Here is a 16,977-nt window from a genome sequence, read left to right as displayed (position 1 = left end):
ATAGAACGGCTCCACGCGCAGTAGTCAGCCATGAAAAAAGCCCTTTAACCTGAGGTTAAAGGGCTTCTAACTATCTGGGGGTAGACGTTTAGTCTTCTAGATCACCACAGAAGCGGTAGCCTTCGCCATGAATTGTGGCGATGATCTCTGGCGTACCTGAGACTGATTCAAAGTGTTTACGGATACGACGAATCGTCACATCTACTGTTCTGTCGTGTGGTTTCAATTCACGGCCAGTCATCTTTTTAAGCAAATCTGCGCGAGTTTGGATTTTTCCTGGGTTCTCACAGAAGTGCAGTAAAGCGCGGAATTCTGAGCGAGGAAGCTTGTAGCCTTCACCATCCGGATTCACTAAAGAGCGGCTATTGATATCCAATACCCAACCGTTGAACTCATATTTTTCCACACTGCGTTTCTCTTCTTGAGTCGTATTGGTATTCATTGAACGACCTAGAAGATTACGAGCACGAATCGTCAGTTCACGTGGGTTAAATGGTTTGGTGATGTAGTCATCAGCCCCGATCTCTAAACCGAGGATTTTATCAACTTCATTATCACGACCAGTCAAAAACATCAGTGCAACATTAGCCTGTTCACGAAGCTCACGAGCTAACAGAAGGCCGTTTTTACCTGGTAAATTGATGTCCATAATGACCAAGTTAATGGGGTTATCAGACAGCACATGGTGCATCTCTTCACCGTTACTGGCCTCAAAAACAGCGTATCCCTCTGCTTCAAAAATACTCTTAAGAGTGTTACGAGTTACTTGCTCATCTTCAACGATAAGAATCTGCGGGGTTTGCATTGGCGGTACCTAAACTTGTGAAAAAATTGTGCTAATAGAATTAATTGTAGGCAAAAAATTGCAACATACAGGTAATCTGCTGCCGATAATAAACTAAAGTTTTGAAAAAAACACTTACTTCAGTTGCCCGCCGTCCTTAGGCATATCTTGCATTGAGGTCTCCATACCCTCGGTGTTCTACTAGTCTTTAAGGCGGATTCTATAATGTTAACAGCATGCTAACAACGGCAGAATGTTAATTCCAATCACTTTGTTGATTTACATCAAGAGTTCTAATGTAACAAATATTAATCGTCTTAAGCAGTTGTAAATTTACACCACATTACCCATGCAAATAGCATGTTTTTTGGGAATTTTCGCTGGGGATGGTAGCATTAGGCGTAATGGGCTTTACCTCACATAGAAATTTACCAGCAAAGAACTTGTTAACTCGATACTTGTCAAAAAATGGGAATTGCGTAAAAAATCAACGTTTACAGCGGGGGATATCGCACTATTATGGATGTCACCAATATGAATATTCAGTCTTTTAAATGCAGTTGGCCGCCAAGTTATGCTCATTCTCAGCGGGTTTTTCTTTGCATCGTTTGTATGGATAGGTGAGTAAAGTATCTGGCATTATGGTTCATTGAGCTGTGATTTTACAGCGCGTCTAATGTGTCAGATGAAAATAATAAACAATAATCAAGGAAGAAGGATGATAGATATCACACCAGATATTTGCGATAAATTTGAATCGCAAATCAATATATTGGATTTGCCTTTGCAAACTTTTGGTTTAAGGAGTGCTTTTTGGGGGCAAATTGTCACCGTGCGTTGCTATCACGATAACTCTAAAGTTCGTGACGTATTAAGCCAAAATGGTAAAGGTAAAGTTTTAGTCGTCGATGGTAACGGTTCGTGTCAAAGAGCGTTATTGGGTGACCAACTGGCGATCATGGCGATTGAAAACGGTTGGGAAGGGGTCATCATTTATGGAGCGATACGCGATGTTGCTGCGTTATCGCAAATGGATTTAGGCGTGAAAGCGTTAGCGAGTTGTCCACTTAAGACCGATAAGAGAGGTGCAGGCGAAATTAATGTGACGCTGACTATCCTCAACCAGATGATTCAGCCGGGTGACTATGTTTATGCCGATTGGAATGGTGTTTTAACGTCAACTCAAGCGCTAGACTGGCACTAGAATCTGAAACCCACCCCAAATTGAACGCCTTGTTGCCACTCTTGATAATCAAGGGTGGCATGTAAATCAACGTTTTCTGACAGTTGAAGTCGGCTAGATAGCTCCGCCGCCATAGCATCGGCACTGCTCGTATTATTCGGATTACTGGCGGCTGACCGTAAGGTGCTTTTTAGTGATAATTTTGGGGTTAGCTGGTAGCTAAGGCCACTTAAAAAACCACTTTCGGATCCGTAGTCGGAATTATTTATCCTCGCTCCAATGTACAGATCTAAATTGTCAAAAAGGTTATAAGAATAACCGCCATCAATAGTCCAACTATCAAATTGTTGACCATCACTTTCGCTTGAAAGAAATAAGCGATGTGGAGATTGGCTCTGTGAAGAAGGAAGTGCAGGTAAGGTATTGGCCATGCTAGATAAAGAGACAAGCAGAAATAAACATAGTGCGACTTTTAGTTTCATCTGCCTCTCCTTATTCTTGTTTTGAGTTACTGCGTCCACTGCGGTAACAACAATTAAAGCACAAATTTCACACGATGACAGCGTTATGTATATAGCATTTTGTTATTTGCTTATGTGTAAAATGGTTGCACTTAATGTGCAATAAGTATCTTATTTGTGTTGTGTTTTTTAATTTGATTAATTCGGAATGACTATAAAAAATAGCAGATTTTCGTTGACTAATGATGACGAAGTAAGGTAAACGTAAAGGCAATTAAACACACGAGTATTTAAATTTTTCTATGTTACAGCGCAGCCTAGTAGTAATGACAACCACCATTATTATTACCGACATGACACATGTTGGGGCGGGCCGCTGAGCGAAAAGTTTTTACAAAAAAGGCCTGTATCCCACCAGATACAGGCCTTTTTTTATACCAATTTGAACTGTTTTGGAGGAAGGGATGCGAGTATTAAAGTTTGGAGGTTCATCGTTAGCCGATGCTGATCGTTTTTTAAGGGCGGCAGATATCATCGTTAACAATGTACAGCAAGAAGAAGTCGCCGTTGTGCTCTCTGCACCGGGAAAAACCACCAATAAATTAGTGGCAGTTATTGAGAGTGCTTTGCGTAATGGCGAAGCAGAACGCCAAATAGCGGAGCTTGAATTCTCATTTTTCGATCTACTCGCTGGCATCAAAGCACAATTACCTAATGTGGATTCGGCCGCTTTTGACAATCAAGTAAAAACGTCACTGTCTCAGCTTCGTCAATTTGTACACGGCATTAATTTACTCGGTATGTGCCCAGACAACGTCAATGCGCGCATTATCAGTAAAGGTGAGCGAGTCTCTATCCAACTGATGAAAGCGGTACTTGAAGCAAAAGGACAAGCGGCTGCACTGATTGATCCAGTACAATATCTTTTTGCTAAAGGTGAGTACCTTGAGGCAATGGTTGATGTTGAGATCTCCACGCAAAATTTCAAGCAAAATCCACTTCCGCAAGCGCATGTTAACATTATGCCGGGTTTCACGGCTGGTAATGAAAAGGGTGAATTGGTCTGTCTAGGCCGTAATGGCTCGGATTATTCTGCGGCTGTGCTTGCGGCATGTTTACGTGCAGATTGTTGTGAGATTTGGACCGATGTCGATGGCGTTTATAACTGTGACCCACGTTTGGTTGCGGATGCTCGTTTATTAAAATCACTCAGCTACCAAGAAGCGATGGAGCTTTCGTATTTTGGCGCGTCAGTGTTACATCCCAAAACCATTGCACCGATTGCACAATTTCATATTCCGTGTCTTATCAAAAACAGTTTTAACCCTCAAGGCGCAGGCACGCTGATTGGTCAAGATACTGGTGAAGATAAGCTGGCTATCAAAGGCATTACTACACTCAATAATTTGACTATGGTCAACGTCTCCGGCCCTGGCATGAAAGGCATGGTCGGCATGGCTAGCCGTGTGTTTGGCGCGATGTCTGCCGCAGGTGTTTCTATTGTGCTGATTACACAATCCTCTTCAGAATACAGCATCAGTTTCTGTATTGAGGCGCAAGATAAAGCCCTTGCCAAAAGAGCATTATCGGAAGCGTTTGAACTGGAATTAAAAGATGGCCTACTTGAGCCTGTCGAGTTTATGGATGACGTTGCGATTGTCACTCTGGTTGGTGACGGCATGCGCACTTCGCGCGGAGTGGCTTCTCAATTTTTCTCATCGCTGGCTGAAGTTCACGTCAATATTGTTGCCATTGCACAAGGCTCTTCCGAGCGAGCTATTTCGGCGGTGATTCCAGAAGATAAAATTTCAGAAGCGATCAAGGCTTGTCATGAAAATCTTTTCAATTCTAAGCATTTCTTGGATGTGTTTGTGGTCGGTGTTGGCGGTGTCGGAGGCGAATTAGTTGACCAAATTCATCGTCAGCAAGCCAAACTAGCCGATAAAGGAATTGTGATTCGAGTGTGTGGCCTTGCCAATAGTAAGGCGCTATTGCTCGATAGCGAAGGCTTGCCGCTGGAGCATTGGCGTGATCGAATGCATAGCGCGAGTGAAGAATTTAGCCTCGCAAGGCTTATCTCTCTAGTGCAGCGTAACCATATCATTAACCCTGTCTTAGTTGATTGTACTTCCAGTGAAGTGATCGCCAACCAGTACGCCGAATTTCTGGCTGCGGGTTTTCATGTTGTGACGCCTAATAAAAAAGCCAATACCGCAAGCATGGCCTACTATCACCAGCTGCGTGAAGTGGCGCGCAACTCGCGCCGTAAACTGATGTACGAAACGACGGTTGGTGCTGGTTTACCTGTGATTGAAAACTTGCAAAATCTCATTGCTGCTGGTGATGAGTTGGAAAAATTCAGCGGTATTTTATCTGGCTCTCTCTCGTTTATTTTCGGCAAACTGGATGAAGGTATGACACTTAGTCAAGCTACGCAGCTAGCTAAAGACAAAGGTTTTACTGAGCCTGATCCTCGTGATGATCTGTCGGGAATGGATGTGGCTCGCAAGCTGTTAATTTTAGCTCGTGAGGCGGGAATGCCTTTAGAACTGGATGATGTAAAAGTCGATCTTGCTTTGCCACCGGGTTTCGATATTTCGGGTACAGTTGAAGAGTTTATGGCGCGCTTGCCGCAGGCTGATGCTTATTTCCAAGAGTTATCCACTAAGGCAGCAGCCGAAGGTAAGGTATTACGTTATGTTGGTGAAATATCAGAGGGCCAATGCAAGGTGAAAATTGCAGTGGTCGATGAAAATGACCCAATGTTTAAAGTCAAAGATGGTGAGAATGCACTGGCGTTTTATAGCCGTTATTATCAACCGATTCCATTGGTGTTGCGTGGTTATGGGGCGGGTACAGAAGTAACAGCAGCAGGGGTGTTTTCTGATGTGATGCGCACCTTAGGTTGGAAGTTAGGGGTTTAATTGATGAGTTCAAGTGACATGAGTGTAGTGGTGTATGCCCCAGCTTCAATTGGTAATGTGAGCGTTGGGTTTGATGTTTTAGGGGCGGCCGTGTCGCCAATTGATGGTAGTTTATTGGGGGATCGCGTTGAAGTTAAAGCGGGCAGCGAACCTTTTGTACTCGAAACTGCAGGTCGCTTTGTCGACAAGCTGCCACAAGATCCAAAGCAGAATATTGTTTACGATTGCTGGCTTGTTTTTGCCAGAGAGCTTGAAAAAAAGAGTATTGCAGTAAAGCCGTTGCAAATGACGTTAGAAAAAAATATGCCGATTGGTTCAGGCTTAGGTTCGAGTGCTTGTTCAATTGTTGCAGCTTTAGATGCGTTGAACCGGTTTCACGGTAACCCACTTAATCAAACCGAGCTTTTAGCGCTGATGGGCGAAATGGAAGGCAAAATTTCAGGCGGTATACATTATGATAACGTTGCCCCCTGCTACTTAGGCGGCGTGCAATTGATGCTTGAAGAGCTAGGCATCATCAGCCAAGAAGTGCCTTGTTTTGACGATTGGTATTGGGTGATGGCGTATCCTGGGATTAAAGTTTCCACAGCCGAAGCGCGAGCGATCTTACCTTCACAATATCGTCGACAGGACATCATTGCGCATGGCCGTCATCTCGCAGGTTTCATTCATGCTTGTCACTCAGGTCAGCCTGAGCTAGCGGCTAAACTGATCAAAGACGTGATTGCTGAACCGTATCGTGAGAAACTTCTGCCCGGCTTTTCGGATGCGCGTAAATACGCTGCATCAGCCGGAGCGCTCACCACTGGCATTTCCGGCAGTGGCCCAACACTGTTCAGTATTTGCAAAGAAAAAGAGGTTGCCGAGCGAGTTGCTCGTTGGCTTGAACAACATTATGTACAAAATGAAGAAGGATTCGTCCATATTTGTCGCTTAGACAAAAATGGCTCGACCGTTACAGGAAGTGCTCTATGAAGCTTTACAACATAAAAGAAAATGATGAACAAGTCTCTTTTGGCCAAGCCGTACGCCAAGGATTAGGACGCAATCAAGGGCTATTTTTCCCAGCAGAGTTGCCTCAGTTTGAAGATATTGACGCGTTACTAGCCGAAGATTTTATCTCTCGTAGTACAAAAATTCTCAGCGCCTTGATTGGTGATGAATTACCAGCAGAGCAAGTGAATGCGATGGTTAATGCGGCTTTTCAGTTTCCAGCACCGATTAAGCAAGTGAAAGACGGCATTTATGCTCTAGAGCTTTTCCACGGTCCAACGCTGGCATTTAAAGATTTTGGTGGTCGCTTTATGGCGCAGTCACTGGCCGCCGTTTCAAATGGTGGACAGATCACCATTTTAACCGCGACTTCTGGTGATACTGGCGCTGCGGTGGCTCATGCCTTTTATGGAATGCCCGACATCAAGGTCGTGATACTTTACCCTAAAGGTAAGATCAGCCCGTTACAGGAAAAACTCTTCTGCACTCTGGGCAACAATATTCACACTGTCGCGATAAATGGTGACTTTGATGCTTGCCAAGCGTTAGTTAAGCAGGCTTTTGATGACGCTAAGCTTCGCCAAGAGATCGGTTTAAACTCTGCAAATTCAATCAATATCAGCCGATTAATGGCACAAATTTGCTACTACTTTGAGGCCGCATCACAATTAAGCAAAGCGCAGCGTGAAAACTTAGTCATCTCCGTACCGAGTGGCAACTTTGGCAACCTAACCGCTGGTCTGTTGGCAAAAGCATTGGGCTTACCTATCAAGCGTTTTATCGCGGCAACCAATGCCAATGATACCGTTCCTCGTTACTTAGAAACGGGTCAATGGGATCCAAAACCCACTGTCGCGACCACATCGAATGCGATGGATGTGAGTCAGCCGAACAACTGGCCGCGCATCGAAGAGCTTTGTCGCTTAAAGGGCTGGGGGCTAGATACCTTAGGTAAAGGTGCGGTATCTGATGCACAAAGTGCGGATTCAGTTCGTGAACTTTACGCGCAAGGTTATTTGTGTGAACCGCATGGTGCCATTGCATATCGAGTTTTGGATGAGCAGTTACAAGCGGGAGAAACGGGGCTATTTTTGTGTACTGCGCACCCTGCCAAATTTAAAGAAGTCGTTGACGATGTGCTAGGTACTGACATTGAATTACCAGCTCCTCTTGCAAAACATGCAGTGATGGCGTTGCTTTCTGAAGAGTTAGACAATGATTTTGACGCTCTAAAAACGGTGTTAAGACGCGTTCAGCCTTAAAGAGATCCTGATTTCATCTTATTGAAGTCAGGATGATATTCCTCTAACGATAAAAATGGCGCTCATTGAGCGCCATTTTTGGATATGAATATTCTCATCAACGCTATGATTATAGCGTCTCAGTGAAGGTACGTGCGATAACGTCACGTTGCTGTTCTTGAGTCAATGAGTTGAAACGAACAGCGTAACCAGAAACACGAATCGTCAGTTGCGGATACTTCTCAGGGTGTGCAACGGCATCTTCAAGAGTTTCACGCTTAAGAACGTTCACATTTAGGTGCTGACCGCCTTCGATGCGAGGTGCTGTTTCAATCGCAACTTCACGGCTTTCATACTCACCAAGGTCGCTGACCGCGATAACTTGATCTGCTTGGTAGCCTGCGTTAGCGGCAACGCAACGTGCTTCATTCTTTTCGTTATCGAGTAACCAGATAGAATTTAGTAGGTTGTCGTTTGCTGCTTTTGTAATTTGAATGCCTTGAATCATCACTATCTCCTAGTCCACTTAAGTGGCGTTATTGGTGTTTATTTTCTAACTTTGTTGAGTTGGTTATTATATAGCTAATATCCTTAAAATTAATATTGATTTAGGTCAAAAAACAACGATAAACATTGATAATATGGGGTTTATTTCATTGATTTAAATCAATAAAGCATTTAAAAACAATGAGTTCTACTTTTTTTTAATACATAAAATATTTTTTATCTATTGTTTTGTTGTAATTTTACTACATTTTTAGCGCGTGTTTGACCTAAGTAACAGAAAATCAGACAATTGAAGTCCAATGTTGAAAGTACAAAGTGATTTAATGACAAATAGAATTCAGGGCCGTGGAATGAAATTTATTGGTGCTCATGTATCGGCCTCTGGCGGCGTTGACCAAGCCCCATTGAGAGCGAGAGAAATTGGAGCAAATGCATTTGCTTTATTCACTAAAAACCAGCGCCAGTGGGTTGCTAAACCGCTCGAAGAGGCAACCATTCGCGCTTTTAAGGCTAACTGCCACATGCTTGGTTTTAAAAGTGAACACATTTTGCCGCATGATTCATACCTTATTAATCTGGGCGCGCCAGAAGCCGATAAGCTTGCTAAGTCACGCGAAGCTTTTATTGATGAAATGCAACGTTGCCAGCAACTGGGGCTGACGCTTCTGAATTTTCATCCGGGTAGTCACCTTAAACAAGTCTCAGAAAGTGAATGTCTTGCGACGATTGCAGAATCGATAAACCTTGCACATCAAGCCGTGCCTGAGGTCGTTGCTGTGATTGAAAACACCGCAGGGCAGGGGACGAATCTAGGCTGGCGTTTCGAACATTTAGCCGAAATTATCCAGCAAGTTGAGGATAAATCGCGAGTAGGTGTGTGCCTTGACACGTGTCATACTTTTACTGCAGGTTATGATTTGCGCACAGTTGAGGCGTGCGAGGCAACCTTTTCAGAGTTTGATAGCGTGGTGGGAATGCACTACTTACGTGCAATGCACATCAACGACTCAAAGGCAAAGTTTGCCAGCCGTGTTGACCGCCATCATTCTCTAGGGCAAGGCGAAATTGGTTGGCCATGCTTTGAATTTATTGCCAAAGATGCAAGGTTTGATGGTATCCCATTGATTTTAGAGACAATCGATCCAGACATCTGGGCCCAAGAAATTCAAACATTAAGAGATCTACACGCACAATCGGTGGATTCAGTAGCATCTTAAATAAGTTGGCATCTTTCTTTCATAAAGACAAAGGCATAGCGCGTCAAAATGAAGGAGGATGTCACTATGTTTCATATGATCTCACGTTCACCATCAATAGCTCGACCACCAGTCCGATTGCCTATACCTAACCGACATGTGAACGGTCAAGGGCATACACGAACGCCACAAAAATCACATTAACTGGCAAAAGCTCTGTGACATTGACTCATGCAGTGGTGGCTTTTTATGGTTACAATGCTGTAATTAGTTAATTTGCAGAGCGTTGTTATGACTCAATCATTGACTTGGCACGATGTTATCGGCCATGAAAAACAGCAGGAGTATTTTCAACAGACGATAGCGTTTGTTGAAAAGGAAAGGCTGGTGGGGAAAGTGATTTATCCACCTGCTGCTGACGTGTTTAATGCGTTTCGTTTTACCGAATTTGGCGATGTTAAGGTTGTGATTTTAGGGCAAGATCCTTATCACGGGCCAAATCAGGCTCATGGGTTATGTTTTTCGGTGTTACCCGGCGTTAAAACCCCACCTTCACTGGTGAATATCTACAAAGAGCTGGTGCAAGATATCCCCGGTTTTGTTACTCCTCAGCACGGTTACCTAAAAAGTTGGGCCGAGCAAGGGGTGCTATTGCTCAATACCGTATTGACCGTTGAACAAGGTATGGCGCATTCGCACGCTAATACTGGTTGGGAAACCTTTACCGACCGGGTGATTGAGGCGGTAAATCAGCAGCGTGAAGGTGTTGTCTTCCTGTTGTGGGGTTCACACGCGCAGAAGAAAGGCAGCATGATTGATCGCAGTAAACATCATGTATTAGTAGCACCGCATCCTTCTCCTCTTTCTGCGCATCGAGGCTTTTTGGGCTGTAAACATTTTTCAAAGACTAATCAATTGCTTATTGAGCAGGGGAAAGCGCCTGTGAATTGGCAACCCGTATTGGATAAGTGATTAATTGATGTTTTTTCGAGCAGGGTCAAAACAAGCACGCTGAAGCTTTTATACACTTATCTAAAATAAGTGTAATGGAGAAGCACAATGATGATTGAAAGGATCCGTAGAGAACACGGGTATATGGCGCGTTTGCTTGCCATTTTGCGAGATAAACAACGGCAATTGAGTAATGAACAAAGTATCAACTACTCTTTAGTGAGAGAGATTATTGACTACTTGGCGACGCATTCAGAGTCAGTACACCACCCCAAAGAAGATATTCTCTATCACTATTATATTGATCATTATGGTCAACATAATGATATTCAAAATTTAGCGAGAGAACATATAGAACTTTCTGAGAAAACTCATGCTTTTCTAGAGATTGTCGATATGATTTTGCAAGATGCAGTTGTACCACAGCACGTGTTCATCGAGCAGCTTGATGCATTTATTTCTTCCCAGAAGCGTCATCTGGAGTTAGAAGAACAATCGGTTTTACCCTTGATCAGCCGCACCTTTAATGTGACTGATTGGCAAGCGGTGGAGGCGAGCTGGCAACAATCCGAAGATGATCCAGTATTTGGTGAGACAATTGCGGAGCAGTACCAACAATTAGCTCACCGAGTTCGACAAACCGCACAAGAGTGCCAGTAATCTCTGCTGATTCAGTTAAACAAAAAGGCACTGTTGAAGTGCCTTTTTACTCAGAGTTTTATTTGATCAGCCTCGAAGCAGACATCCATCTCCATCAATTCTCTTTGTAACCGTTTTTGATCCTGAATCGCTTCAATTTCTCGCCACATTCTTTTTACTGGTTTAGTGCGACTAGAGCGGAGTTTTGTGATTTCCATTTCCAACATTTCGTCAAATTGCAAGCTTTCCATAAGCAACCTCTTGTTGTTGTTATTACGCCATGTCGTGCTCTCTAGATAGCACAGTTTTCGCTAGCCTAGCTATGATTTGTTTCTCATTTGTTTCCTTTTGATGAACCTTTTATTGGATTTTGACCAGAATTTCACAGTTTCAGTGGGATTCTTTAGTACAAAAAGGGAGCGGTTAAGCGACGCAAACGATTTTATTTGCATTTTTAAATGTTAAATAAATGTTGTTTTGAAAATTTACAATTGCCTGGTTGGTTGTTTTATGACCATTCAATAAAAAATTATCATAAATTTATGCAAGATTTAGTGGTGAAACTGATTAGCCCTTTATTCTCAAGGGGTGAGATTAAGTGAGTGCAACTGGGTTTTTATGGTTGTTTTTTATCTTTCAATGTTTCCAGTTTGGGTTGTTTTGATTGCCAAGTTGTTGCTGTATTGGTTTGTTAAATGTTAATCAAAGGTGATTTTATAGTGAAAAATAACATTTTAACTAAACTTGTTGCATATTGATTTTTGTTCTTTCAGGTTGCATTATCCGCCCGTCAAAAATACGTTGCCCCTTCAAAAGTTGAGACTCCTCACTTTTTGGACGAATAAAATGCATTGCATAATATCGATAAAAACATGCTGGTTAGAACGTTGACTCGCAGCATGTGCATTTTTTCGTGAAGCTTTTCGCTTAGGTCAGCGCTATCACTCTATGAGAGGTTCTTGTGACAGACTTAATCAATTTAATGAATGATTTACTTTGGGGATCCATCCTTGTTTATCTTTTAGTCGGTGTTGGTGTGTACTTCACCGTTCGCCTAGGATTCATTCAATTTCGCCATTTCGGCCACATGTTTAGTGTGTTGAAAAACAGCCGCAAAGCAGATAAAGCCGGTATTTCTTCTTTCCAAGCACTTTGTACTAGCCTTGCTGCGCGTGTTGGTACGGGAAACATGGCCGGTGTAGCCGTTGCTTTAACGGCGGGTGGTCCAGGCGCGATTTTCTGGATGTGGTTGATTGCTATGCTTGGTATGGCGACTTCATTTGCTGAAAGCACGTTGGCTCAGCTATACAAAACCCGTGACAAAGATGGTAACTACCGCGGTGGCCCTGCGTACTATATGGAAAAAGGCCTTGGTATGCGTTGGATGGGTGTGCTGTTTTCCATCTTCCTGATTATTGCTTTTGGCCTAGTATTCAATGCCGTTCAAGCTAACTCAATTGCAGGAGCTATGAAAAATGCTTTTGGATTTGATCCGCTGTATGTCGGTATCTTCATCGTTGCAATTTCGGCTTTCGTCATTTTTGGTGGTATCCGTAAAATTGCGCGTACCGCTGAGTTGATTGTACCTTTCATGGCATTAGCTTACTTAGCGATTGCGATGTTTGTCATGGTCACTAATATAGAAAAGCTACCAGCCGTATTAAGCCTTATTTTCAAAAGTGCATTTGGCCTTCAAGAAGCGGCCGCAGGCGGTTTAGGTTACGCGATTGCTCAAGCCATGATTAACGGCATCAAACGCGGTCTGTTTTCCAATGAAGCGGGTATGGGTTCAGCACCTAATGCAGCGGCTTCTGCAACGCCTTATCCGCCGCATCCTGCTTCTCAAGGTTACGTGCAAATGTTGGGTGTTTTTATTGATACGATTGTGATCTGTTCAGCAACCGTCGCCATTATTTTGATGTCGGGTGAATATGTACCGCACGGTGAAATTACCGGTATCGAGCTGACTCAGCGCGCATTAAGCTCACAAGTGGGCAGTTGGGGTGGGATTTTTGTTGCTTTTGCGATTTTCTTCTTCGCCTTTACTTCAATTATTGCCAACTACTCTTATGCCGAAACGAACCTGATTTTCTTAGAGCACAACAATAAGAAAGGGTTAACGTTGTTCCGTATTGTTTTCCTTGCCATGGTGATGTTTGGCTCATTGGCGACCTTGCCTACCGTATGGGCAATGGCGGATGTCTCGATGGGGTTAATGGCGATTGTTAACTTGGTGGCGATCATTCTGCTCTCTGGCATTGTGATTAAGCTCGCGAAAGATTATAACCGTCAGCTAGCCGCAGGTAAGGTTCCCACCTTCGATGCTAATGATTACCCTGAGTTAAAATCTCAGTTGGAAGATGGCATTTGGTACAACAACAAATAGCCGGTTATCGTTACTGACGATTAAATAGATTGAAAAAGCCATGCAGACACCGCATGGCTTTTTTTGTACTCTGTGAGCCATAAAATAAGAATAGAAAGGAAGGAAAATTATGCTCATCGTTGTTTCCCCAGCCAAGACGTTAGATTACGAATCCCCGTTGGTGACAAGCAAATATACTCAGCCGGAGCTTATTGACCATTCAGCTCAGTTGATCGATGTTTGCCGTCAATTGACTCCTGCCGACATCTCAGCGTTGATGAAAGTGAGCGATAAAATCGCTGGGCTCAACGTGGCTCGCTTTGCGCAGTGGAGCCCAACCTTCACGTTGGATAATGCACGTCCCGCCATTTTGGCGTTTAAAGGGGATGTTTATACAGGATTTGAAGCAGAAACATTATCGGATGCCGGATTTGAATATGCCCAACAGCATTTAAGAATGCTCTCTGGCTTGTATGGTGTATTGAAACCACTGGATCTGATGCAACCGTACCGTTTGGAGATGGGCACGAGATTGGGTAACTCGAGGGGGACTAACCTGTACCAGTTTTGGGGAGATATCATTACCGATAAACTCAATCAAGCTCTGAAAGAGCAAGGCGATGATGTGTTGATTAATCTCGCTTCCAACGAGTATTTTAAAGCGGTTAATCCGAAAAAGCTTAAGGGGAGCATCATTACTCCGGTATTTAAGGATTGTAAGAAAGGGCAATACAAAGTCATTAGCTTCTATGCTAAGAAGGCTCGTGGCATGATGGCGCGCTACATTATCGATAAACAAATCTCTTCTGTAGAGCAATTGGCTCAGTTTGACAGTGCTGGCTACTATTTTGTAGAACAGGAGTCATCAGCAACTGAGTTGGTCTTTAAACGCGAAGAGCAGTGATGTAAGAGAGGCGGTTATGTGGCAGTGGTTGAAAAAGCAGGTTGCGCGTTATGATCGCTGGTGTGAGAACATGGGTTTAACACCAGATAAAAAACGTAGCTGTGTTCCTTATCGTCAAGATCCTGTTCAGAGTAAAGAACGTGAGTGAGAATAAGAAGCTGCGTTTATTTGATACGCATTGCCATCTCGATTTTCCTATCTTTGAGCGTGAGTTTGAACACCATTTACATTTAGCTCGCCAGCAGGGGGTTGAGAAAATAGTGATTCCCGCCGTTGGTCCAAGTAACTGGCAGCGAGTGGCCGAGCTTGCTAACGGTTATCCTGAACTCTATTTTGCTCTCGGTTTCCATCCCTGTTTTTTATCAACCTCTTCCCCTGCGGATATCGACGAGCTTGAGCAAAAGCTACTTCAAAAACCAGCTCAATGCGTGGCTCTGGGGGAGTGTGGCTTAGATTTTGCGACTGATATTGCTCCTGCTTTGCAAGAAACAATGTTTGAAATGCAACTAGAGCTTGCGAAACGAGCCAGACTTCCATTGATATTACACAGCCGCAAAGCGCACAACCGCCTAATACAACTGTTAAAAAAGCATCAATTTAACCAAGGTGGAGTGCTGCATGCTTTTTCTGGCAGCGTTCAACAGGCAAACCAGTTTATTGAACTGGGTTTTAAGATTGGCGTGGGTGGTGTTATTACCTATCCAAGAGCCAACAAAACCCGTCTTACTATTGCGGCACTCCCCATCGAAAGTTTAGTGCTAGAAACGGATGCTCCTGATATGCCACTCAATGGTTTTCAAGGGCAAGCGAATCACCCACAAAAACTGCCGATTATCCTGCAAACGCTTGCGTTGCTGAAGAACCAATCAGAGCAAACGGTTGCTGATGTTTTGTGGAAAAACAGCCATTCTCTGTTCTTTCCGGTGTGAATAAATTCGAAATGAAATGTAGGTTTAATGATTCTAGTATCAGTAAATATTGAACGTGCTCACATAAATGAGTGAATGGGCAGTGAATCTTATAAGAAAGTGTGAGGCTGGCATTACTTTATCTTAGTGGTGATGAGTATAATCACCCCGCTTCATGAGCTCCATTTTATAACACGCCAACAATAACCTAATAAGGAAATCATAAACTATGAGCCTGTTTATGAGCCTAGTCGGTATGGCAGTTCTGCTAGGACTTGCAGTTCTACTGTCTGATAACCGCAAAGCTATCAATCTAAGAACAGTGGGTGGCGCTTTTGCTATCCAATTTATTATCGGTGGTTTCGTTCTTTACGTACCATGGGGTCGTGATCTCCTTGCAGGTTTCTCTGCGGGTGTTCAAAACGTCATAGACTTCGGTAAAGACGGTACTGGTTTTCTATTCGGCAGCCTAGTTAACTTTTCAGTTGACGGTATTGGCTTCATCTTTGCTTTCCAAGTTCTACCTACTCTAATCTTCTTCTCGGCACTTATCTCTGTGCTTTACTACATTGGCGTTATGCAATGGGTAATTAAGATTCTAGGTGGTGGTTTACAAAAAGCACTCGGTACCTCTCGTGCGGAATCGATGTCTGCTGCAGCCAACATTTTCGTAGGTCAAACAGAAGCGCCACTCGTGGTTCGTCCGTTTGTACCTAAAATGACTCAATCTGAGCTGTTTGCAGTAATGTGTGGTGGTTTGGCTTCAGTTGCGGGTGGTGTACTTGCTGGTTACGCATCGATGGGTGTACCGCTAGAGTACCTTGTTGCGGCCTCTTTCATGGCAGCACCGGGTGGTCTACTGTTTGCAAAAATCATCAAACCAGAAACCGATACTCCAGATGAAGAACTGGGTAGCGATATGGATGGCAATGATAAACCTGCCAACGTAATCGATGCTGCTGCAGGTGGTGCTTCTGTTGGTCTGCAACTTGCGTTAAACGTAGGTGCAATGCTACTTGCCTTCGTTGGTCTAATCGCCTTAGTTAACGGTATGCTTGGTGGTGTGGGTGGTTGGTTCGGTATGCCTGAACTGACTCTAGAACTACTGCTTGGTTGGCTTTTCTCTCCATTAGCATTCCTGATTGGTGTGCCATGGGAAGAAGCAACGCTAGCGGGCTCTTTCATCGGTCAAAAACTGGTTGTAAACGAATTTGTTGCTTATCTAAACTTCGTACCTTACGTGGGTGAGAACGCACAGATCGTTGCTGCTACTGGTGCGGTGATGTCTGAGAAAACTCAAGCTATCATCTCATTTGCACTGTGTGGCTTCGCCAACCTTTCTTCTGTTGCGATTCTACTCGGTGGTTTAGGTGGTCTTGCTCCTAACCGTCGTCACGATATCGCGAAGATGGGTGTAAAAGCCGTTTGTGCTGGTACACTGTCTAACTTAATGGCAGCAACCATTGCTGGCTTCTTCCTTTCTTTCTAATTAAATAAGAGAAAGAGATATAGACGCCGTTTAACATCGCCCCGTAGCAAGAGATTGCTGCGGGGCTTTTTTGTTTTGGCGAAAGGAATACTTTGATTTACTCTTTAGTCGGGTGGTCAGTGTTTATCACCTCAAGCTCTCTTTTATAAGTTAGCTTTTAATGGATAGATCAGAGTTTATCGGTAAACGAGATTATCGTTGACGCTGATCTTTTTTGAGATACAAACCGTTTGCTCTATGAATGACGCTACAGTTTTGTAGTGAAAATCTATACTGTATCAGTGAGATTCATTTTCAATAGAAGAGTGAAGATATCAGCTAGCGCCAATCAATACATGGAGTATGATTTGACGCAAAGGCAGCCCGTTTTATCATGTCGTGTTGCTTTGATATAAATTAGATACGGGTATAAGTTACACACGGATATACGTT

17 protein-coding genes and 1 other annotated feature are annotated in these 16,977 nt (G+C 43.5%); of the genes, 13 read left to right on the top strand and 4 right to left on the bottom strand.

The genetic code is table 11. From position 1 onward, the window contains the following. Positions 1–88: 88 nt before the first annotated feature. Complete coding sequence (gene arcA / locus AACT23_RS05105; RefSeq protein ID WP_013856108.1) at positions 89–805, bottom strand: two-component system response regulator ArcA; 717 nt, start codon at positions 803–805, stop codon at positions 89–91. Positions 806–1,502: 697 nt separating this feature from the next. Between arcA and AACT23_RS05100 the strand changes: the two genes are divergently transcribed. Next, positions 1,503–1,988, top strand: coding sequence for a putative 4-hydroxy-4-methyl-2-oxoglutarate aldolase (locus AACT23_RS05100; protein WP_010318275.1), 486 nt, complete (start codon positions 1,503–1,505; stop codon positions 1,986–1,988). Here AACT23_RS05100 and AACT23_RS05095 read toward each other — a convergent pair. After that, positions 1,985–2,488 (bottom strand): hypothetical protein, encoded by a 504-nt coding sequence (locus tag AACT23_RS05095; RefSeq protein ID WP_094129844.1) that lies wholly within the window; start codon positions 2,486–2,488, stop codon positions 1,985–1,987. The genes AACT23_RS05100 and AACT23_RS05095 overlap by 4 nt on opposite strands. Before the next feature lie 242 nt (positions 2,489–2,730). Between AACT23_RS05095 and thrL the strand changes: the two genes are divergently transcribed. The 4 genes from thrL (at position 2,731) to thrC (ending at position 7,607) form a co-directional block, all read left to right on the top strand. After that, positions 2,731–2,808: a thr operon leader peptide gene (thrL, locus tag AACT23_RS05090; RefSeq protein ID WP_100208354.1), complete on the top strand. Its 78-nt coding sequence runs from the start codon at positions 2,731–2,733 to the stop codon at positions 2,806–2,808. Continuing rightward, positions 2,746–2,863, top strand: a sequence feature (Thr leader region). (Overlaps the previous gene by 63 nt.) 29 nt (positions 2,864–2,892) lie before the next feature. After that, positions 2,893–5,352, top strand: coding sequence for a bifunctional aspartate kinase/homoserine dehydrogenase I (gene thrA, locus AACT23_RS05085; RefSeq protein ID WP_026027387.1), 2,460 nt, complete (start codon positions 2,893–2,895; stop codon positions 5,350–5,352). A gap of 18 nt (positions 5,353–5,370) precedes the next feature. Beyond that, the gene (gene thrB / locus AACT23_RS05080; protein ID WP_094125216.1) at positions 5,371–6,327 is read left to right on the top strand and encodes a homoserine kinase; all 957 of its coding nucleotides are present in this window, start codon (positions 5,371–5,373) and stop codon (positions 6,325–6,327) included. Further along, complete coding sequence (gene thrC, locus AACT23_RS05075; protein WP_094129841.1) at positions 6,324–7,607, top strand: threonine synthase; 1,284 nt, start codon at positions 6,324–6,326, stop codon at positions 7,605–7,607. The genes thrB and thrC overlap by 4 nt, the downstream gene beginning before the upstream one ends. A gap of 109 nt (positions 7,608–7,716) precedes the next feature. Here thrC and grcA read toward each other — a convergent pair whose 3' ends face one another. Next, positions 7,717–8,094 carry an autonomous glycyl radical cofactor GrcA gene (gene grcA / locus AACT23_RS05070; protein ID WP_026027385.1) on the bottom strand — a complete coding sequence of 126 codons (378 nt, stop codon included), beginning with the start codon at positions 8,092–8,094 and terminating at the stop codon, positions 7,717–7,719. Positions 8,095–8,392: 298 nt separating this feature from the next. On the opposite strand from grcA, the gene nfo reads away from it, so the two are divergent. The 3 genes from nfo (at position 8,393) to AACT23_RS05055 (ending at position 10,900) form a co-directional block, all read left to right on the top strand. Continuing rightward, the gene (gene nfo, locus AACT23_RS05065; protein WP_019282352.1) at positions 8,393–9,310 is read left to right on the top strand and encodes a deoxyribonuclease IV; all 918 of its coding nucleotides are present in this window, start codon (positions 8,393–8,395) and stop codon (positions 9,308–9,310) included. A 270-nt stretch (positions 9,311–9,580) separates the two neighbouring features. Continuing rightward, positions 9,581–10,261 (top strand): uracil-DNA glycosylase, encoded by a 681-nt coding sequence (ung, locus tag AACT23_RS05060; protein ID WP_094129838.1) that lies wholly within the window; start codon positions 9,581–9,583, stop codon positions 10,259–10,261. Between the two features lie 87 nt (positions 10,262–10,348). Then, entirely contained in the window at positions 10,349–10,900 is a 552-nt protein-coding gene (locus AACT23_RS05055) for a hemerythrin domain-containing protein (RefSeq protein ID WP_013856117.1), read from the top strand. Positions 10,901–10,950: 50 nt separating this feature from the next. Here AACT23_RS05055 and AACT23_RS05050 read toward each other — a convergent pair whose 3' ends face one another. After that, positions 10,951–11,130 carry a DUF3545 family protein gene (locus AACT23_RS05050; protein WP_010318284.1) on the bottom strand — a complete coding sequence of 60 codons (180 nt, stop codon included), beginning with the start codon at positions 11,128–11,130 and terminating at the stop codon, positions 10,951–10,953. Between the two features lie 710 nt (positions 11,131–11,840). Here AACT23_RS05050 and AACT23_RS05045 point away from each other — a divergent pair. The 5 genes from AACT23_RS05045 (at position 11,841) to AACT23_RS05025 (ending at position 16,545) form a co-directional block, all read left to right on the top strand. Beyond that, complete coding sequence (locus AACT23_RS05045) at positions 11,841–13,265, top strand: alanine/glycine:cation symporter family protein (RefSeq protein WP_013856119.1); 1,425 nt, start codon at positions 11,841–11,843, stop codon at positions 13,263–13,265. A 109-nt stretch (positions 13,266–13,374) separates the two neighbouring features. Further along, entirely contained in the window at positions 13,375–14,148 is a 774-nt protein-coding gene (gene yaaA, locus AACT23_RS05040) for a peroxide stress protein YaaA (RefSeq protein WP_094129835.1), read from the top strand. A gap of 16 nt (positions 14,149–14,164) precedes the next feature. Further along, a complete protein-coding gene (locus AACT23_RS05035; protein WP_170895495.1) occupies positions 14,165–14,296 on the top strand; it encodes a DUF5363 family protein in 132 nt (43 codons plus the stop codon). Next, complete coding sequence (locus AACT23_RS05030) at positions 14,289–15,077, top strand: TatD family hydrolase (RefSeq protein ID WP_094129832.1); 789 nt, start codon at positions 14,289–14,291, stop codon at positions 15,075–15,077. Before AACT23_RS05035 ends, AACT23_RS05030 begins: the two co-directional genes overlap by 8 nt. A 208-nt stretch (positions 15,078–15,285) precedes the next feature. Beyond that, positions 15,286–16,545: a NupC/NupG family nucleoside CNT transporter gene (locus AACT23_RS05025; RefSeq protein WP_013856123.1), complete on the top strand. Its 1,260-nt coding sequence runs from the start codon at positions 15,286–15,288 to the stop codon at positions 16,543–16,545. Positions 16,546–16,977 lie beyond the last annotated feature (432 nt).

Origin of the sequence: Vibrio sp. V09_P4A23P171 (assembly GCF_963875615.1) — a bacterium.
Taxonomy (GTDB): Bacteria; Pseudomonadota; Gammaproteobacteria; order Enterobacterales; family Vibrionaceae; genus Vibrio; species Vibrio anguillarum.
Note: the sequence above shows the minus strand (reverse complement) of the source record. Positions and strands in the feature narration are given on the sequence as shown.